18 protein-coding genes are annotated in these 17844 nt (G+C 66.0%); 12 read left to right on the top strand and 6 right to left on the bottom strand.

The window, feature by feature from the left end:
* Positions 1-214 precede the first annotated feature (214 nt).
* Complete coding sequence (gene scpC / locus HOY44_RS01935) at positions 215-1726, top strand: succinyl-CoA:acetate CoA-transferase ScpC (protein WP_287434715.1); 1512 nt, start codon at positions 215-217, stop codon at positions 1724-1726.
* Positions 1727-1781: 55 nt separating this feature from the next.
* Complete coding sequence (locus tag HOY44_RS01930; RefSeq protein ID WP_287432714.1) at positions 1782-2111, top strand: zinc ribbon domain-containing protein YjdM; 330 nt, start codon at positions 1782-1784, stop codon at positions 2109-2111.
* A 148-nt stretch (positions 2112-2259) separates the two neighbouring features.
* On the opposite strand, the gene HOY44_RS01925 is transcribed toward HOY44_RS01930, so the two are convergent.
* Complete coding sequence (locus HOY44_RS01925) at positions 2260-3261, bottom strand: AraC family transcriptional regulator (RefSeq protein WP_287432713.1); 1002 nt, start codon at positions 3259-3261, stop codon at positions 2260-2262.
* A gap of 88 nt (positions 3262-3349) precedes the next feature.
* Here HOY44_RS01925 and HOY44_RS01920 point away from each other — a divergent pair, with 88 nt between their 5' ends.
* From HOY44_RS01920 to HOY44_RS01905, 4 genes are all read left to right on the top strand, one after another.
* Positions 3350-4075 (top strand): alpha/beta hydrolase, encoded by a 726-nt coding sequence (locus HOY44_RS01920; RefSeq protein ID WP_287432711.1) that lies wholly within the window; start codon positions 3350-3352, stop codon positions 4073-4075.
* Between the two features lie 153 nt (positions 4076-4228).
* Positions 4229-5269 (top strand): aldo/keto reductase, encoded by a 1041-nt coding sequence (locus tag HOY44_RS01915; RefSeq protein WP_287432710.1) that lies wholly within the window; start codon positions 4229-4231, stop codon positions 5267-5269.
* A 114-nt stretch (positions 5270-5383) separates the two neighbouring features.
* Positions 5384-5968, top strand: coding sequence for a cell wall hydrolase (locus tag HOY44_RS01910; RefSeq protein WP_008327815.1), 585 nt, complete (start codon positions 5384-5386; stop codon positions 5966-5968).
* Positions 5928-6992: a glutathione S-transferase C-terminal domain-containing protein gene (locus tag HOY44_RS01905; protein WP_287432709.1), complete on the top strand. Its 1065-nt coding sequence runs from the start codon at positions 5928-5930 to the stop codon at positions 6990-6992. The genes HOY44_RS01910 and HOY44_RS01905 overlap by 41 nt, the downstream gene beginning before the upstream one ends.
* Here the strand turns inward: HOY44_RS01905 and HOY44_RS01900 are convergent.
* The gene (locus HOY44_RS01900) at positions 6989-8245 is read right to left on the bottom strand and encodes an MFS transporter (RefSeq protein ID WP_287432707.1); all 1257 of its coding nucleotides are present in this window, start codon (positions 8243-8245) and stop codon (positions 6989-6991) included. The genes HOY44_RS01905 and HOY44_RS01900 overlap by 4 nt on opposite strands.
* Before the next feature lie 144 nt (positions 8246-8389).
* Between HOY44_RS01900 and HOY44_RS01895 the strand changes: the two genes are divergently transcribed.
* Both HOY44_RS01895 and HOY44_RS01890 read left to right on the top strand, forming a co-directional pair.
* Positions 8390-9049: a SatD family protein gene (locus HOY44_RS01895; RefSeq protein WP_287432706.1), complete on the top strand. Its 660-nt coding sequence runs from the start codon at positions 8390-8392 to the stop codon at positions 9047-9049.
* Complete coding sequence (locus HOY44_RS01890) at positions 9046-9483, top strand: hypothetical protein (RefSeq protein ID WP_287432705.1); 438 nt, start codon at positions 9046-9048, stop codon at positions 9481-9483. The genes HOY44_RS01895 and HOY44_RS01890 overlap by 4 nt, the downstream gene beginning before the upstream one ends.
* Positions 9484-9490: 7 nt before the next feature.
* Here HOY44_RS01890 and gatB read toward each other — a convergent pair whose 3' ends face one another.
* The gene (gatB, locus tag HOY44_RS01885; protein ID WP_287432703.1) at positions 9491-11008 is read right to left on the bottom strand and encodes an Asp-tRNA(Asn)/Glu-tRNA(Gln) amidotransferase subunit GatB; all 1518 of its coding nucleotides are present in this window, start codon (positions 11006-11008) and stop codon (positions 9491-9493) included.
* 340 nt (positions 11009-11348) lie between these two features.
* On the opposite strand from gatB, the gene HOY44_RS01880 reads away from it, so the two are divergent.
* Positions 11349-11954: a transglycosylase SLT domain-containing protein gene (locus HOY44_RS01880; RefSeq protein WP_287432702.1), complete on the top strand. Its 606-nt coding sequence runs from the start codon at positions 11349-11351 to the stop codon at positions 11952-11954.
* A 171-nt stretch (positions 11955-12125) separates the two neighbouring features.
* On the top strand, positions 12126-12863 hold the full coding sequence (locus HOY44_RS01875; protein ID WP_287432701.1) for a dienelactone hydrolase family protein: 738 nt from the start codon (positions 12126-12128) through the stop codon (positions 12861-12863).
* A gap of 66 nt (positions 12864-12929) precedes the next feature.
* On the opposite strand, the gene HOY44_RS01870 is transcribed toward HOY44_RS01875, so the two are convergent.
* The 3 genes from HOY44_RS01870 to pepN are packed head-to-tail and all read right to left on the bottom strand — an operon-like array spanning position 12930 to position 17225.
* Positions 12930-13646 (bottom strand): gamma-glutamylcyclotransferase, encoded by a 717-nt coding sequence (locus HOY44_RS01870; protein ID WP_287432699.1) that lies wholly within the window; start codon positions 13644-13646, stop codon positions 12930-12932.
* Positions 13643-14662 carry a hypothetical protein gene (locus HOY44_RS01865; RefSeq protein ID WP_287432698.1) on the bottom strand — a complete coding sequence of 340 codons (1020 nt, stop codon included), beginning with the start codon at positions 14660-14662 and terminating at the stop codon, positions 13643-13645. Before HOY44_RS01865 ends, HOY44_RS01870 begins: the two co-directional genes overlap by 4 nt.
* 10 nt (positions 14663-14672) lie before the next feature.
* Entirely contained in the window at positions 14673-17225 is a 2553-nt protein-coding gene (pepN, locus tag HOY44_RS01860) for an aminopeptidase N (protein WP_287432696.1), read from the bottom strand.
* 113 nt (positions 17226-17338) lie between these two features.
* Between pepN and HOY44_RS01855 the strand changes: the two genes are divergently transcribed.
* Both HOY44_RS01855 and HOY44_RS01850 read left to right on the top strand, forming a co-directional pair.
* The gene (locus tag HOY44_RS01855) at positions 17339-17536 is read left to right on the top strand and encodes a hypothetical protein (RefSeq protein WP_287432695.1); all 198 of its coding nucleotides are present in this window, start codon (positions 17339-17341) and stop codon (positions 17534-17536) included.
* Positions 17537-17639: 103 nt separating this feature from the next.
* Positions 17640-17831, top strand: a complete 192-nt coding sequence (locus tag HOY44_RS01850) for a hypothetical protein (protein ID WP_138422829.1) — start codon at positions 17640-17642, stop codon at positions 17829-17831.
* Positions 17832-17844 lie beyond the last annotated feature (13 nt).

Here is a 17844-nt window from a genome sequence, read left to right as displayed (position 1 = left end):
GGTCGGTGCGTGAAGCGGGGGCGGCGGGTGCCTTGTGGGCTGTGTCCGGGCCGTTCGACCTCTGGCGCCTAAGTAGTGTCTCCTTTCGTGACGAAACGTAAACTGCACCATGCACAGGCCGGCCTTTGATTCAGGTCACGGCCCCGCTGCATGGTTCGGGGCAGGCTGCGCGAGACCTTTGGTAAGCGCGAACAAGGAGAAACACGTGACGGCGATGGAACGGATCGGGCATCGAGGCCTGCGAGACAGGGTCATGTCTGCGGACGAGGCGGCGGCGCTCATACGCCCCGGCGATACGGTGGGGATGTCGGGCTTCACCGGCTCGGGCTATCCCAAGGCCATCCCGCCCGCGCTCGCCGCGCGGATCGACGCGGTCCACGCGGCGGGAGAGGCGTTTCGCATCAAGCTCTGGACCGGGGCGAGCACGGGGCCGGAACTCGACGGCGCGCTCAGTCGGGCCGATGCGGTGGAATATCGTCTGCCCTACAACTCGGACCCCGTGGGGCGCGAAAAGATCAACCGGGGCGAGATCGACTATCTCGACATGCACCTCAGCCACGTCGCGCCGATGGTGTGGGAAGGGTTCTTCGGAAAGCTCGATGTCGCCGTGATCGAAGTGACGGGGATCAAGGAGGACGGCGCGCTCATCCCCGCGACCAGCGTGGGCAACAACAAGACCTGGATCGACTGCGCGGACAAGGTGATCCTCGAGGTGAATGCGTGGCACGACATGCGGCTCGAGGGGATGCACGACATCTACTACGGCACGGCGCTGCCGCCCAACCGGGTGCCGATCCCGATGACCCATGCGGACGACCGGATCGGGCAGACCACGTTCCGATGCGACCCGGCGAAGGTGGCGGGCATCGTCCTGACCGACCTGCCGGACCGCAACACGCCGTTCACGCCGATCGACGACGGCTCGCGCGCCATCGCCGGGCTGATCGTCGACTTTCTGGAGCACGAGGTGAAGGCGGGCCGGATGGGCGAGGGGCTTTTGCCGCTGCAATCGGGCGTGGGGAACGTGGCCAACGCCGTGCTCGACGGGCTGCGGATGAGCCGTTTCGAGGGGATGCGCGCCTATACGGAAGTGTTGCAGGACGGGATGATGGACCTGTTAGACAGCGGCAAGCTGTTGAGTTGTTCGACGACGGCGCTATCGCTCAGTCCTGAGGGCGCCAAGCGGTTTTGGGACAACCTCGACGAATACCGCGACAAGGTGATCCTGCGCACGACCGAGATTTCCAATCACCCCGAGGTCATCCGGCGGCTGGGCGTCATCAGCATGAACGGGATGATCGAGGCGGATATCTACGGCAACATCAACTCGACACTGGTGATGGGCAGCCGGATCATGAACGGGATCGGCGGCAGCGGGGATTTCGCGCGCAACGCCTACCTGTCGTTCTTCGTCAGCCCCTCGACCGCGAAGGGCGGCAAAATCTCGACCATCGTGCCGCAGGCGAGCCACGTGGATCACATCACCCAGGACGTGCAGGTGATCGTGACCGAGCAGGGACTGGCGGACCTGAGGGGGCTTTCGCCCAAGAAGCGCGCCGAGGCGATCATCGCGAATTGCGCGCATCCCGACTACCGCGACGGCTTGCAAGATTACTACGATCGGGCGCGGGCCGGGGCCTATGGGTTGCAGACCCCGCAGCTTCCGTCCGAGAGCCTGAGCTGGCACCAGCGGTTCATCGAGACCGGGGACATGCGGCCGGGATGAACCGGATGGTCCAATTCGCACTGGCGCCGGGTCGGCGGGCAGGGTAGGCGGGCGCATGACCGATCACCTGCCCCCGTGCCCCGACTGCGCCTCGACCTTTACCTATGAGATGGACGCGCTGCTCGTCTGCCCCGAATGCGGCCACGAATGGACGCCCGAGGCCGAAGCGGTGGTGCGCGACAGCGTGGGCAACGTGCTGGCGGATGGCGACACCGTGACGGTCATCAAGGACTTGAAGGTAAAGGGGTCGTCCGCGGTCGTGAAGGTCGGGACAAAGGTGCGCGGCATCCGGCTGGTGGTGGGCGATCACGACATCGACTGCAAGATGCCGGGGATCGGGCAGATGGGCCTGAAGTCCGCCTTCGTGAAGAAGGTGTCAGACTGAGCGAGCGGAGCGGGCGGCGGGGCCGCCCGCGCGTCATGAGCTTCAAATCGCGCGCGATTTGAAGCGGTGAGGGGGCCAGCCCCCTAGGCTTCATTTGCCCGCAAATGAAGCCCACCCCCGAGGTTTCCGGAAACGAAGAAGAGACGGGTCAGTGGCGGGTCGTCTGCGTTTTGCGCCAAGCACCGGGGCTGGTGCCCATGCGGGTCGCGAAGAGGCGGCCGAAATGGGACGGGTCGCGAAAGCCCGCGTCGGCGGCAAGCGTCGCGATCGGCAGGTGAGCGCGCGCCGGATCGGCGAGCAGGCGGCGCGCTGTGGCGAGCCGGGTGTCGGTGAGCAGATCCGAGAACGTATCACCGGTCTGCGCGAGAGCGCGCTGGATCGCGCGGGGGGTGATCGCGGTGGCATCGGCACAGGCGGCGAGGTCGAAATCGGGGTCGCAGGCGCGGCGGCGCAGGGCGGTGAGGATGCGGGCGCGGTGCGTGGCGGCGCGGGTGGCCGGGGCAGCATCGTCCGGTGTCATCGCCTCGACGGTCAGGTCGAGCAGGATCGCTTGCAGCCGTTCGGCGCGCGCGGGCGCGCCTTGCGTGAGGGCCGCGAGCAGGGCGGCCGCGCTGTCCGCCGCCAGTGCGCCGAGAGCGGGGTTCAGCGACAGGGCCTTTGGCCGCCCGTCGAAGCGCGTGCGGCGCTCGGACAACCGGGCGTCCAGCGCCGGTTTCGGCACCATGAGCGAGGCGACGGCGAGGTCGGGGGCCTCGTCATGACGTAGCTCCATCGCCTCGGAGGTGAACAGACCGAGATCGCCGCGCTGGAGCGCGATTTCGCCACCGTTCTGACGGATCCGGCAGACGCCGGTGAGTTGCAGGTTGAGGTAATAGCATTCGGCGGGCGACGCGGCGAGCTCCCGCGCGCCCTTGGTCACCGTGTGGGAGGTGGCGCGGACATGGTTCAGAACGGCGCCGCCCACGTCGTGCGAGGCGATGGCGAAGCGGAAGCCCGCGTGCCGGTCGCGCCCCAGTTCGGCGGCGAGCGGCATGAAGGCCGCGCAGACCCCTTCGCGGTAATAAGCGAAGGCGTCGCGCGCGCCGACGTCGCGCCAGTCCCACCGGCGCGGTCCGTCGCCTGTGGCACAGGTTTCGTCGCGTGTGTCCATGGTCGTGGTTCCTCCTCCCACGTAGGGTCATGCTGCGCCGAACGGGGCTGCGACGCAAGCGCCGCCCGGATCATCAAGGGAGGACGATATGGCGGTTTATGTTTTGGTTCACGGGGCATGGCACACGGGCGATCTGCTGGAGCCGGTGGCGGCCCCGATCCGCGCGGCGGGGCACGAGGTGCATCTGCCGACGATCGCCGGGAACCTGCCCGGAGGGTCCAAGGACGTGGGGCTGGACGCGGCGATCGGGTCGATCGTGGCCTATCTCGACGAGCACGACCTGCGCGATGTCGTGCTTTTGGGTCACAGCTATGGCGGGATGGTCATCACCGGGGTGGCGGACCGGGTGCCGGAGCGGCTTCGGCGGCTGGTCTACTGGAACGCCTTCGTGCCGAACGACGGCGAATGCCTGAACGACATGGTGCCGCCGCATTACGTGGCGCTGTTCGATGGGGTGTCGCAGGCCAGCGCGGACAACACCGTGATGCTGCCCTTACCGATCTGGCGCGAAGCGTTCATCAACGATGCGGATCTCGCGCGGGCGGAAGAGACCTTCGCGATGCTGAACCCGCATCCCTATGCCACCTTCACCGACGCGATCTCGCTTTCGAAGAACCCGGCCGAGATGGAGATCGGCAAGTCCTACGTGCTCTGCGTCGAGGATACGGCGCTGCCGCATTCGATGCCGTGGCACCCGCGTCTGTCGGAAAAGCTGGGACTGTTCCGGCTGGTGACCACCGGCGGCTCGCACGAGGCCTGTTTCACCGATCCCGAGGGGCTGGCGGACGCGATCCTGCGGGCCGGGCGGGACTGATTCGAGCGGCGGGGGCGCGGGGGCCGGACCTCCCGCGCCCCCGCGATCCGAGTGGTCCGAAGGCGGTAGCCCGGTTTGGCGGGCCGGACGGCGTTGCAATTCCGGGGCCGGGGCGTGCAATGTTGGGGCGTTCCATCCGTGAAAGGAAACCCCATGCGGTATCGCCGGCTTGGCCACAGCGGCCTTTTCGTTTCCGAGCTGTGTCTCGGCACCATGACCTTCGGCGGGTCCAACGATATGTGGGGCCAGATCGGACAGCTCGGTCAGAACGAGGCCGATGCGCTGGTCAGGACCGCGCATGAAGCGGGGGTGAATTTCTATGACACCGCCAATGTCTATGCCGGGGGCCGGTCCGAAGAAATCCTCGGGCAGGCGATCCGCAGCCTCGGCGTGCCGCGCGAGGAGGTGGTGATCGCCACCAAGGTGCATGGCCAGATGGGCGAAGGGCCGAATGCGCGCGGGGCGTCGCGGGGCCATATCCTCGATCAGGTCAAGGCGAGCCTCGGACGGCTTCAGATGGACCATATCGACCTATACCAGCTGCATGGCGTCGATCCGGCGACCCCGGTCGAGGAGACGTTGGAGGCGCTGGATACGCTCGTGCGGCATGGGCATGTGCGCTATGTCGGCGTGTCGAATTGGGCGGCCTGGCAGATCGCGCAGGCCGTGGGGGTGGCCGAGGCGCGCAGGCTCGCGCCCATCGTGTCGCTTCAGGCCTATTACACGCTGGCTGGGCGCGATCTGGAGCGGGAAATCGTGCCCGCGCTTCAGGCGATGAACGTGGGGCTCATGGTGTGGAGCCCGCTGGCGGGCGGGTTCCTGTCGGGCAAGTTCAACCGGGACGGCAAGACGGCGGAGGGTCGGCGGGCCAGTTTCGACTTTCCCCCCATCGACAAGGACCGCGCCTATGACGCGATCGAGGTCATGCGCGGGATCGCCAAGGCCAAGGGCTGCACCGTCGCGCAGGTCGCGCTTGCGTGGCTGTTGCATCAGCCGGTGGTGACCAGCGTTCTGGTCGGGGCCAAGCGGGTGGAGCAATTGACTGACAACCTCGGCGCGGTGGATGTCGAGCTGAGCGCCGACGATCTGGATGCGCTGGGGAAGGTGACGGAGCTGCCGTTGGAATACCCGCACTGGATGATCGCGCAGCAGTCGGCCTATCGCCGGGGTCTGATCGAGGACGAATACCGATAGGCGGGATCGTGCCCGGCGGGGTGACCGAGCCGCGCGAAAGGCATCCCAGCCTTGATTTTCAGGCCCCCGGATGGGTATTCTTCGCGCCAAAGGGACAGTGACGAAGGTTTCTCCATGCGTGTGATCCGGTGGACGGGAACGGTGGCGTTGGTGGTCGCGGCGGCGACCGTTTCGGGATGCGCCAAGCGCAACACCACGTCTTTCAGCACGAAAGACCACGAATGCATGGCGCGCGCGATGTATTTCGAGTCGAACCGGTCGAGCCGGGACGGCATGGTGGCGGTCGGCAGCGTGGTGATGAACCGGGTCGCGTCCGACGCGTTTCCGAACGATGTCTGTGGCGTGGTCGGCCAGCGGGGCCAGTTCGCGCCGGGGGTGATGACCAAGAAGATGACCGAGGAAGCCTCGGTCGCGCGGGTGTCCGAGGCGGCCTCATCCGTGCTTGGCGGCGAACGGCACCCCAATGTCGCCAACGCCCGCTTCTTCCACGCGCAGTATTACCGCGCGAACTACAACAACATGCATTACGTCGCCTCGGCGGGCGGGAACGCGTTTTACGAAAAACGTGACCCATCGCTGGTGACGCAGCCCACGCCTCTCGCCAATGTCGAGGGGCTGACGGGCGGCGGCGAAACCTATGTCGCGATGAACGCCCCGCGTGAGCGCAAGGGCCTTCTGGGTCGCCTGTTCGGGCGGTAGGCGCGTTATCTCGGGCGGCAGGATCACGGACAATTCGGTCGAAGAGGACCAGTCGGGCGCTGCCGAGCGCCGGGCCGGGGGCGAATTCGTGCGCGGGGTCAGCGGATTTCGCCATGCCATCGGCGATGCGGCGTTTCCGGCCGAACCCGGTCGCTATCATCTGTTCGTCGCGCTCAACTGCCCATGGTGTCACCGGGTCGTGCTGGCGCGCAGCGTTCTGGGCCTGACCGGCGCGATCAGCATGGACGTGGCCTTTCCCAACCGGACCGAGGAGGATGATCCCGACGGCGGTGGCCTGTGGGAGTTCGCGCCGCGCCGGGTGGCGAGCCTGACGGGGGCGACGCTTCCGGAATGCACGGCCGAGACTGCGACCGGGCGGGGTCTGCGGCTGGCCAAGGACATCTACCGCGCCGAAGGGTCCGAGGAGCAGTCGCTGCCGCTGCTCTACGACAAGCGGGCGGGCCGGATCGTGAACAACGAGAGCGCCGAGATCCTGCGCATGTTGAACGCGCAGGCCGGGCCGCTCGGCGCATCGGATGCGCCGGACCTTTATCCCAAGGGTCTGGCGGATGAGATCGACGGGCTGAATGCCGACATATACGCCGCGATCAACAACGGGGCCTACAAGGCCGGGTTTTCGTCGGATCAGGCGGTCTATGCCGAGGCGTTCAGGGCTTATTTCGACATGCTGGCGACGCTCGACGCGCGGCTGTCGGACGGGCGCGCGTTCCTGACGGGCGATCGGTTCACCGAGGCCGATCTGCGGCTTTTCCCGACGCTGTTTCGGCACGATCCGGTCTATTACCTGCGGATGAAACTGAACGGTGCGCGCATCCTCGACTATCCGCATCTGTGGCGCTGGCTGTGCCGGGTTCACGCTCTTCCGGGCGTGGCCGAGGCCGGGTCGCTAACCCATTGCCGTCAGGGCTATTTCGGTCGCTCGTGGAACCGCACCGTGCCGCTTGGGCCGTTCGCGCCGATGCCCTATCCCGAGGCCTACGCGCACCCGGAGCTCGCGCGTTAACTGCGGGTGTCGAGGATGCGTCCGGGCATGATGAGGACCAGCGCGATGGCGAGGATCTTGAGCGCACAGGGCAAAAGCGCGTAGCTCATATTGAGCGCGGCGAGCGCGTCGGCGCTGTTCGTCTCACCCGGCTCGTAGCCCGCGCTTTGCAGGAACGGCAGAACGACCCCGGCGGCGATGGCGAGCGTGGCCTTGGTCGAGAAGTTCCACAGCCCGAACGCCTGACCCGCCTGCCGCCCCGCGCGTTGCAGGTTGGCGGCGAAGAGCGCGGACAGGATCACCATGTCCGCGCCCAGCGCGACACCGGAGGCCAGACAGATGAGCGCGAAGGCCGCCGTCGCGCCTTCGGGCAACAGGAACGCGCCGATGAAACTGACGATGGCCAGCGTCATGGACACGGGCAGCACCCGGCGCGCGCCGAGGCGTTGCGTGATGCGGCTCCAGAACGGGGCGCTGACACCTGCGGCCACGAAGAAGAGGATGAGGAAAGGGCCGGCCATGGCGGGCAGCGCCAGCCGATCCTCGACGAAGAACAGGAACAGGGTCGAAGTGACGGCGACCGGCAGGTTGTTGACGAAGGCGAGCGCGAGGAGCCAGCCTGCGCCCGACCCGATGATACCGGACCAGTCGAGGCGCATGCTTTTTGGTTGTGCCTTGGCCCAAAGCGGGGCCGAGACGAGAAGGGCGGCGAGGGCGAGGAGCGCGATGGCGATGCCGAAGGGAGCATAGCCCTGATCGGCGTCCGAGAACCCGGCAAGCAGCGTCGGGCCCGCCGCGCCGAGCGTGACGCCGATCAGCACCCCCATTTCGCGCACGCCCGACAGGTTGAGTTGCTCGTTCGGGGTGGCGTTCGCGGCGAAGGTCGCGCTCTGGCCGTAAAGCAGGATGGTGCCGAGGCTGTAGCCGGTGAAGGTGACGAGCAGCCCGACGACCAGCCAAAGCGCCACGGGGCCGATGGGCGCGATGGCGAAGACCATGAGGCTGCCGACCGAAAGGGCGATCAGCCCCGCGCTCGCCAGCCGTGCGATGCGGTGCGAATAGCGGTCGGTCATCCAGCCCAGAAGCGGGTCTTGCAGGAAGTCGACCATGCGGATCGCAAGCAGGATGGTGCCGACCTGCCCGAGGGTCAGGCCCAGGCGCGACGCCGCGAAGCTGGGCAGATGGATGTAGATCGGGATCGACGCCGTGGCGAGCGCCATGGCCAGAAAACCGACGCGCCAGTAATCGCGGGTGGGGGAGAGGGTGCGGGCCAAGGATCTGCTCTCGTCGTTGCGTGTAGCTGTTACGGTGAACCGCCGGGGATGGATCGGTCGGGCGGCGCGGCCCGCGCGTGGTCCGAAACCGGGTCAATTTCATTATTGACCCAAAATTGGTTACATTGCAGAATTGACCCAATTATGGAAAACGACGCCGACATATATGCCGTGGTGATGGGCGATCTGGTGCGCAGCGAAGCCGCGCCCGCACCGGAGGCGCTTCACGCCGCCTTCAACGCGGCCGTCGAGGCCGCGAATGCGCGGGCCGCGGACGCCATCGTTTCGCCTCTGACCATCACGCTTGGGGACGAGTTTCAGGGGCTGCTCGGGTCGCTGGCCGAAGCCGCGCGGCTAGCGCGCCACCTGCGCATCACGCTCATGGCCAAGGGGATCGACTGCCGTTTCGTCATCGGGCAAGCGCGGATCGAGACTCCGGTGAACCGCGAAAAGGCGTGGAACATGATGGGGCCGGGGCTGGCACGGGCGCGCGAGACACTGGACGAGAAGAAACCGGGGCTGACCTATCGCTTCACCCTGATGGAGGACGCGATGACCGAACGGTTGCTGGAGGCCATCGGTGCGGGCCTTGCCGTCATCGAACGCGACTGGACAGACCGGCAACGCGAAGACATCGAGGCGCTGCTCGACGGGCAAACGGTCGAGGAAATCGCCGGGCGGCGTGGCGTGACGGTGCATTCGGTCTATAAGGTGCGCAGCGCGGGCGACTATGACGCCTACACGATGCAATGGGCGGCGGTCGAGGCCGCGCTGGACGCCATCGACGGGGAGGGCACGGCATGATCGACATCCTGCACGGGGCGGCCTATTCGCTCGTCGCGCTGGTCTTGTTGAGCTGGGGCGGAAACCTTGCCTGTCGCTTGCTTCTGAGATTGACGGGGCTGAAACCCGTGGCGGCGGACGCGCCCGCGACACCGGAGGGCGAGGCCGACACGGCCCGCGCAGGCCGGGTGATCGGGTCGCTCGAACGGCTCATCATGGCGGGCGGCGTGCTGATCCAGCGGTGGGAAATCCTCGCCGCCGTGATCGCGCTGAAATCCGTGTCGCGGTTCAAGGAACTGAACGACAAGACCTTCGCGGAATACTTCCTCGTCGGCTCGCTGTGCAGCCTGTTCTGGACGATCCTCGTCGCGGTGGCATGGCTCGGCTACGACGCCACGCTGGGTGTCGGACTGCGCGCGAAGCTTTTGATCTTGCTCGGAATTTCGGCGGGCTAGGCCGGGGTCACAGCCCCAGCTTGGCCGCCACGATCTCGTTCACCGCCTTGGGGTTGGCCTTGCCGCCCGTGGCTTTCATCACCTGACCCACGAACCAGCCTGCGAGTTTCGGGTTCTGCTTGGCCTTTTCGACCTGATCGGGGTTGGCCGCGATCACCTCGTCCACCGCCGTTTCGATGGCGCCGGTGTCGGTGACCTGCTTCATGCCTTCGGTTTCCACGATCTCTTCCGGGTCGCGATCCTGCGTGTAGGCGATCTCGAACACGTCCTTGCCGATCTTGCCGGAAATGTCGCCCTTCTTGATGAGCGCGACGATCTGGCCAAGGCGGGCCGGGCTGATCGGGCTGTCGGCGATGTCGCGGTCGTCTTTCTTCAGGCGGCCGAATAACTCGTTGATGACCCAGTTGGCCGCGCCCTTGCCGTCACCGGCGGTCGCGACGACCTCTTCGAAGAAGCTTGCGTTGGTGGTGTCCGCCGTCAGCACGCCCGCATCGTATTCGGACAGGCCGAAGTCCTTGACGAACCGCGCCTTTTTCTCGTCCGGCAGCTCGGGAAGCGTGGCTTTGATCCCGTCGACCCAGGCCTGTTCGATCTCGAGCGGCAGAAGGTCGGGGCAGGGGAAGTAGCGGTAATCATGCGCCTCTTCCTTGGACCGCATGGAGCGGGTTTCGTTCTTGTCGGGATCGTACAGCCGGGTTTCCTGCACGACCTCGCCCCCGTCCTCGACAATGGCGATCTGGCGGCGCGCCTCATAGTCGATGGCGGCCTGAATGAAGCGCATGGAGTTCATGTTCTTGATCTCGCAGCGCGTGCCGAGATGGCTGAAGTCCTGCGTTTCCATGTATTTTTCATATTGACCGGGGCGGCAGACCGACACGTTCACGTCGGCCCGCAGATTGCCGTTCTGCATGTTGCCGTCGCAGGTGCCCAAGTAGCGCAAGATCTGGCGCAGCTTGGTGACATAGGCCGCCGCCTCTTCCGGGCCGCGGATGTCGGGGCGGCTGACGATCTCCATCAGCGCGACGCCGGTGCGGTTCAGGTCCACGAAGGACATCGAGGGGTCCATGTCGTGAATCGACTTGCCCGCGTCCTGTTCCAGATGGATGCGCTCGATGCGCACGCGGCGGGCGATGCCCGGCCCCATGTCCACGATGATTTCGCCCTCGCCCACGATCGGGTGGTAAAGCTGCGAAATCTGGTAGCCCTGCGGCAGGTCGGGGTAGAAGTAGTTCTTGCGGTCGAAAGCGGAGAACAGGTTGATTTCGGCCTTAAGGCCCAGACCCGTGCGCACCGCCTGTTCGACGCAGAACTCGTTGATGACCGGCAGCATACCCGGCATGGCGGCATCAACGAAGGCGACGTTTGCGTTGGGTTCCGCGCCGAATTGCGTGGAGGCGCCCGAGAACAGCTTGGCCTTGGACGACACCTGCGCGTGCACCTCCATCCCGATGACGAGTTCCCAGTCCTCGCGCGCACCGGCGATGACGGTGGGTTTCGGGGTCTCGAAGGCAAGATGGTCGAGCATTGCAGGCTCCTAAATCGGTCTATCGACGCCTTCTAGGACAGGGGCGGGGCGGAGACAAGTTCGGCTTGCCGCAGCGCCGGTAAAGGGGGGCCGCGCGCGCCGGGACTCGGAGAGAATCGGGGGTCTGCGCGGTTCGCCGCGCTCGCGCAAAGGTAAACCGTCCGTGAAATCGAAGGGGTCAGTTTAGGGGTCGATTGTGGCGAAATCCCCATATCTGGGGGTCTTCCACAAGTGGAGCGGCGGGATTCTGCCCATTTCCCGTGCAGTCATGGAACCCGGATTGCTGGAACCGCCCAAATCGCGTTTCTCGCGGGAGCCGAAACAATGGACGGAAAGTTACATGGGACTGAAGACCGTACTCATGGGAGGGCTGGCCGCACTCGCACTCACGGGTTGCGCCGAAATGAACATCGAAGAAGTGTTCTCGTCGAAGAGCAACGCCGATGTCGAACTGACGATGCGCTGGGACCATTCGCCGAATGGTGCTGCGTGGACCGCGACCACCATGAATGCGTTGGAGAGCCATGGCACCAACCTGACCGCGATCATTCCGGGTGACATCGACACCTGGTGCCCCGGATACCGCACCGCGAACCTGGACGGACGCAAGGCGTTCTGGACCGGGCTTCTGTCGACGCTGGCCAAGCATGAAAGCACCTGGCGCCAGTCCGCCGTCGGTGGCGGCGGCCGCTGGTTCGGTCTGGTGCAGATCGCACCGTCGACCGCGCGGCTCTACGGCTGCGAGGCCCGGTCGGGCGAGGCGCTGAAGGACGGCAATCTGAACCTGTCCTGTGCCGTGCGTATCATGAACAAGACCGTGGCCCGCGACGGTGTGGTGAGCGCCGGTATGCGCGGCGTGGCCGCCGACTGGGGCCCGTTCCACACCCGCGTGAAACGCGAAGACATGATCAACTGGACCCGCGCTCAGAACTATTGCGCGAGCTGATCCCCGAATAATCGGGCAGTGAAGTCGGGCGCTCACCTGAAACGGGTGGGCGCCCTTTTCGTTCGGACGGCTGCCTGCAGGCGTTTCGACCGTCCGCGCTGCCCCGGAAGTGATCCATATCGCGCGCCCCGCGCGTATGCTCCGCAGAACACTCAAATATGTGGAGGACATATGCGTTTCGTTTCACTCACACTCGCCGCCGCCATGCTGGCCGCGCCCGCCGTTGCCGAAGATGTCGAATACACGGTCGATGGTGAGACCTTCACGGGCTATTTCGCCGCCGCCGATGCGCCCAAGGGCCTCGTCCTGATCGTCCACGATTGGGACGGCATGACCGATTACGAACGGCAGCGCGCCGACATGCTGGCCGAGATGGGCTACGACGCCTTCGCGCTGGATATGTTCGGCAACGACACCCCGACCGAGACGATGGATCACCGCATCGCGGCCACGGGCGCGCTGTATCAGGACCGCGACCGGATGCGCAGCTTGATCGAGGCGGGCGTGGCGCAGGCCCGCGCGCAGTCGGACGCGCAGGGCATGGTCGTCGCCGGCTACTGCTTCGGCGGGGCCGTGACGCTTGAAATGGCGCGCAGCGACATGGCGGACATGGCGAACGGGTTCGCGACGTTCCACGGCGGTCTCGGCACGCCTGAGGGCCAGTCGTGGGATGGCGACGAGCCGCCGATCATGGTGTTCCACGGTGGCGCCGATACGTCGATCACGATGGAGGACGTCGCGGGCTTCGCGACCGAGATGGAGGCCGCGGGCAACACCTATACGATCGAGGTCTACTCGAACGCGCCGCACGCCTTCACCGTCTTCGGCTCCGACCGCTATCAGGAACGCGCCGACACGGCGTCGTGGGAGGCGTTCAAGGGTTTCCTGTCCGAAAGCGTTTCGGGCTGACAAGGCACGCCTCGTCGCGTTGCGAAGTGCACGGCCACCCCGACGGGTGGTCGTGCATTTTCATGTTCAGCCGCCGCGTAGCGCCGTGACGCGGGCGAACAGGTCGTCGACATAGGGATCGGACACGTTCAGCGCCGACAAATGCGCGTGCATGTTGTCGAGATAGGCGAAGTTGGTGCCCAGAAGACCCTCGGCGACGGCGATCATGCGGGCCTGCTCGTCCAGCGGGATACCGGGGCGGATATTCTCTGCCGCGTGGTCGGCGACGAACGACAGGGCCTCGACCGGGCCGTGATCGGTGGACATCTTCGACCATGTCGGCACGTAGCCCTCCGCGATCATCTCGCGCCGGAACAGCACGAAGGTCTCGTGCTCGATCCGGTCACGTTCGATCCGAAAGACCAGCCCGTCGCAGCCCGCGCCCGCATCGATGCCCAGCATCAGGCCGGGTTGTTGGGGCGAGCCGCGCCCGCCGTCATCCCACATGCAGAAGGTGCGCGCGAAGTCAGGCGCATGGGCGCGGCGCACTTCGGCAAAGATCATCGCGGGGTCCCACATCAGCGAGCCGTAGGCGAAGACCCAGATGTCGTCGTCCAGATGCCCCTCAAGCACCGCCCGACGGTTCGCTTCGCGCAGGTCATCGGGCGTGCGCCAGTCGGGGTCGCCGCCCGTGGCCAGAACGTGCCTGTGGATCTCGTCCACGTCGAGGTCGCGAAAGAACGACTCCTCCGCCGGACGGATCTGGTCGCGCAGACCGGGGTGGTGACGGAACGGGTCGGTCATGGGCCGGGAAGCTCCCCGAACCCGGCGGTGCTGCCGTCGGGATTGACCAGCGTCAGGCGGCCCGGATCGCCCCAGAGCGCGGCGGCATGGCAGAACAGCGAATGCCCCCCGACGATGTGCGTCGCGCGCCCGAGGATCGTCAGATCGACCAGCAACCGGGTCAGCCGGGCCGCGCGCACGTCGTCGTTTTCGCTTTCGCTCAGAAATTCGCGATGCGCGCGGTCGGGCAGGTCGTCGGGCGACAGGGCCGTGCCGCCTGTCAGGTCGGCCAGCTTTTGCGCGGTCTCGAAATTGTCGCTCAGACAGACCGTCTGGCCGATCCCGGCGGCGCTGGCCCGGTCGCGGGCGAGCGCGGCCACCGTTTCGAGGTAGGTGCCGAAGGCCGCGTCGGTCCCTTCGGTGCGCCCGTGCAGATGCTCGCCATTGCCGTGGCGCAGGTGCACGGCGACATAGGCGTCGTGCGGCACGGCGGCTTTGGCGAGTTCGACGATGCGCGGATGCGGGGCGAAGATCGGCGCGATGCTGGGCAGGGACCGGGTCGGTTCCCGCTCCGGCACGACCGAGTCCACATAAAGAAGGGCATAGGGGGCGAGCGCCCTTGGCGTCATCGCGTCATCGTCCCATCGGTCGATGAAATCCGCCGTCTTGAGGTCCGGAAACTCGCGCCCGGGGCGCTGGATCGCGTCCTTGCGCCCGACGATGGCGGCGGAGGCCGGCGGGTGCGCGTCACCAGCCAGGGCCGCGTGAATTGGCGCATGGCCGAGCGAAACGTCGAAATCGTCGGACCAGGCCGGGACGAGGTAATTCGAGAAAAAGTCGGCCCCGTCGTCGCCCTTGTCGAACACGGTTCCCTTCGCCGTCACGATAAAGCGCGCGCCGTTCTGCCGGGCGAGCGCGCCGTAGACCGCCGACGAAAACAGCAGATGCCCGATCCCGACCGCCGAGACGGGCCGGTAGATGACCACCTTGTCCGGTTTGTCCGGCTGTGCGGTCCGGCCGAACAGGGACCGGAGCATCCGCATCGCGTCAGGCCCCCCGGATCCGGCTTATCATCTCGGTCGTGTCCCGGCTGAGGCCGGGCGTGGCGAGAATACGGTCGAGCTGATCCGCGATCAGGCTCTGGCGGTCGCCATCGTACCGTTTCCATGTCTCGAACGCGCCAGACATGCGGGCGGTGATCTGCGGATTGATCGGATCGAGCTTGATGAGCCAGTCGGCGAGCAGGCGGTAGCCCGACCCGTCCTTTTGGTGAAAGCCCGCCGGATGACCCGCGAAGGCACCGAAGACCGAGCGGAAGCGGTTCGGGTTCTTCATGGTGAAGGCCGGGTCTTGCGTCAGTCTCGTCACGGTCTCTGCCGCCTTGTCGGGGTCGGCATGGGCCACCTGAAGCATGAACCACTTGTCCATGACGAGCGCGTCGTCCTGCCACTTGTCGCGGAACGTGGCCAGCGCCGCGTCGGCCTTGCCCGCATTCAGGAGGCAGGCCAGTGCGCCCAGCGAAAGGGTCATGTTGTCGGCCCGGTCGAACAGCGCCTGTGCCGCTTTGCTGCCGTCGAGGCGGGTGAGCATTTGCAGGATGCCATGCCCCAGCGCCCGCTTGCCCGCCTGTTCATGGGTCGGTGCGAAAGGTTCGGTCACCGTCATTTCCGACAAGAGCCGGGGCAGCATGTCCTGAAAATATTCGGCGCGCGATTGCTTGAGCGTTTCGGTCGCGTCGTGGATCACGTCCGGGTCCGGGGTGACGCCGGAATCGAACAACGTCTGCGCCATGTCGTCCGCGCTCGGAATGGCGAGGGCGAGGGCGCGGAAGTCGGGGTCGGTGTGATCCTCGCGCAGGACCGAGGCGAGGGCGTCGAAATAGATCGCCTGCGGTGCCTCCTTGCCGGTGATGAGGGCCGTGAGCACTTCCTTGGCGAGCGAACGTCCCGCTTCCCACCGGTTGAACTCGTCCGTGTCGTTGGCGAGCAGGAAGGCGCGTTCCTGCGCGCTCGTCTCGCGCTCGAGGATCACGGGGGCCGAGAAGCCGCGCAGGATCGAGGGAACGGGTTTGGCGGCGAGACCCTCGAAGGTGAAGGTCTGGGTGCCTTCGGTCATCTCAAGCACCTGCGTCCCGACCACTTCGTCCCCGTTCGGGCCGATGAGACCGACCGCGATGGGGATGACGAAGGGTTCCTTCACCTCCTGACCGGGTGTGGGCGGGGTCGTTTGCGTGAAGGTCAGTTGATAGGTGCCGTCGTTCCAATCCTCGCTCACCCGCAGACGCGGCGTGCCCGCCTGCTTGTACCAGCGTTTGAACTGGCCGAGATCGCGCCCGGTCGCATCCTGAAACACCGTGAGCCAGTCGTCGATGGTGCAGGCCTGCCCATCGTGGCGGTCGAAATAGAGGTCGAGCGCCTTTTTGTAGCCTTCGTCGCCCACGAGCGTCTTGAGCATCCGAATGACCTCGGCGCCCTTTTCGTAGATCGTCGAGGTGTAGAAGTTGTTGATTTCGACGAAGCTGTCGGGCTGGACCTGATGGGCGAGCGGCCCGTTGTCCTCACGGAATTGCCGCCCGCGCAGAGACAGCACGTCGGAGATCCGGCAGACGGACGGGGACCGCATGTCGGCCGAGAAGGATTGATCCCGGAACACCGTCAGCCCTTCTTTCAGCGAGAGCTGGAACCAGTCGCGGCAGGTGATGCGGTTGCCGGTCCAGTTGTGGAAATATTCATGCGCGATGATCGCCTCGATCCGCTCGAAATTCGCGTCGGTCGAGGTTTCGGGCGAACAGAGCACGGCGGAGGTGTTGAAGATGTTCAGCCCCTTGTTCTCCATCGCGCCCATGTTGAAATCGCTGACGGCGACGATCTGGAAAATGTCGAGGTCGTATTCGCGGCCATAGACATCCTCGTCCCACTTCATCGACTTCTTGAGCGCCTCCATCCCGAAGGCCGTCTTGCCCTCATCCCCCGGACGAACCCAGAGCTTCAGGTCAACGTGCTTGCCGGACATGGTGGTGAAGCTGTCCTCACGCGCGACCAGATCGCCTGCGACCAGCGCGAAGAGATAGGCGGGCTTGGGCCACGGATCGGTCCATTCGGTCCAGCCGTCGCCGGACCCGGTGGGGTTGCCGTTCGACAGCATCACCGGCTCGTCGCCCTCGATGCGCACCTTGAACGGGGCCATGACGTCGGGACGGTCGGGATACCACGTGATCTTGCGGAACCCCTCGGCCTCGCACTGGGTGCAATACATGCCGTTGGACATGTAAAGCCCCTCGAGCGCGGTGTTGGCGGCGGGGGCGATTTCGACCTCGGCCTCCCACACGAAGGGCGCGTCCGGCACGTCGACCTCGATGCCGCCCTCGACCTCGCGCGGCGTCACCGGGGCTCCGTCGATGCTTGAACTTATAGGCGTAAGCTCCTCGCCATGCAGGAAAAACCGCTTCGACACCGCGTCCGGGTTGGGGCGGAACGCGATGCGGGAGATCACGCGGGTGGCGTTCGGGGACAGCCGGAACGTCAGGTCGACCTGATCCACCAGATAGGTCGGCGGGGTGTAGTCGGTCAGGTAGATCGTCTGCGGGCTCGCGTCTTTCATGGCTCACCTTTTCGGGAGGATTTGAACAGTTTGCGTCGGGGCGACGTTAGTCCCCCAAGAGGCGGGTCACAACCACGTGCCGCCATGAGCCCATTGTCCCGGAGGACAAGACCATGCCGATGCAAAGTGTCAGACCGGAAAGCGATGCACCGCATAGCCCGGCGGACCGCCTCAAACCCATGCTCTACGCAAGTGCGCTCGTGCTCGGTGGAGCGGTCGCGACCTATGCCTGGCTCGAAGCCAGCGACACCGATCTGATCGTGTTGCCGGAGGAAAGCCTGAACGCCGGGACGCGGTCCCTTACCCCCTAGGCCGCTTGCACGATCAGAGCGTTAACCAGTGCGCGGACAGGTCCGCCGGACAAGGGCCGTGAGGGACGCTGGCCGCCTTACCAGAAATAATGGAGAACTTCAGATGTCTGCACCCGATACCAGCCTCGAACGCGAAGAACGCCGCCACGCGCCGGCCCTTGTCGGCATCGCGTTGGCGGTTCTGATCGGTCTCATCATGGGGGCCGCGATCACTTACGCGACCATCGACCGCGCCGATGCGCCCGCGGCGGCGAGCGAGGAGACGACCGACGCGACGGGCACGCCCGTGGAATAACGGGCGCAGCACG

This window comes from Maritimibacter sp., from assembly GCF_016774595.1.
GTDB classification, from domain to species: domain Bacteria; phylum Pseudomonadota; class Alphaproteobacteria; order Rhodobacterales; family Rhodobacteraceae; genus Maritimibacter; species Maritimibacter alkaliphilus.
The sequence above is the reverse complement of the archived record's forward strand: the minus strand, read 5'-3'. Positions and strand labels throughout refer to the sequence as shown.

Coding starts and splice junctions, on each gene's coding strand:
- HOY44_RS01865 (WP_287432698.1), bottom strand. CDS start 14,662: ATGCTCCGGTCCCTGTTCGGCCGGACCGCACAGCCGGACAAACCGGAC.
- scpC (WP_287434715.1), top strand. CDS start 215: ATGGAACGGATCGGGCATCGAGGCCTGCGAGACAGGGTCATGTCTGCG.
- HOY44_RS01880 (WP_287432702.1), top strand. CDS start 11,349: ATGGGACTGAAGACCGTACTCATGGGAGGGCTGGCCGCACTCGCACTC.
- HOY44_RS01890 (WP_287432705.1), top strand. CDS start 9,046: ATGATCGACATCCTGCACGGGGCGGCCTATTCGCTCGTCGCGCTGGTC.
- HOY44_RS01895 (WP_287432706.1), top strand. CDS start 8,390: ATGGAAAACGACGCCGACATATATGCCGTGGTGATGGGCGATCTGGTG.
- HOY44_RS01850 (WP_138422829.1), top strand. CDS start 17,640: ATGTCTGCACCCGATACCAGCCTCGAACGCGAAGAACGCCGCCACGCG.
- HOY44_RS01925 (WP_287432713.1), bottom strand. CDS start 3,261: ATGGACACACGCGACGAAACCTGTGCCACAGGCGACGGACCGCGCCGG.
- HOY44_RS01855 (WP_287432695.1), top strand. CDS start 17,339: ATGCCGATGCAAAGTGTCAGACCGGAAAGCGATGCACCGCATAGCCCG.
- HOY44_RS01915 (WP_287432710.1), top strand. CDS start 4,229: ATGCGGTATCGCCGGCTTGGCCACAGCGGCCTTTTCGTTTCCGAGCTG.
- HOY44_RS01920 (WP_287432711.1), top strand. CDS start 3,350: ATGGCGGTTTATGTTTTGGTTCACGGGGCATGGCACACGGGCGATCTG.
- HOY44_RS01870 (WP_287432699.1), bottom strand. CDS start 13,646: ATGACCGACCCGTTCCGTCACCACCCCGGTCTGCGCGACCAGATCCGT.
- HOY44_RS01930 (WP_287432714.1), top strand. CDS start 1,782: ATGACCGATCACCTGCCCCCGTGCCCCGACTGCGCCTCGACCTTTACC.
- HOY44_RS01910 (WP_008327815.1), top strand. CDS start 5,384: ATGCGTGTGATCCGGTGGACGGGAACGGTGGCGTTGGTGGTCGCGGCG.
- gatB (WP_287432703.1), bottom strand. CDS start 11,008: ATGCTCGACCATCTTGCCTTCGAGACCCCGAAACCCACCGTCATCGCC.
- HOY44_RS01875 (WP_287432701.1), top strand. CDS start 12,126: ATGCGTTTCGTTTCACTCACACTCGCCGCCGCCATGCTGGCCGCGCCC.
- pepN (WP_287432696.1), bottom strand. CDS start 17,225: ATGAAAGACGCGAGCCCGCAGACGATCTACCTGACCGACTACACCCCG.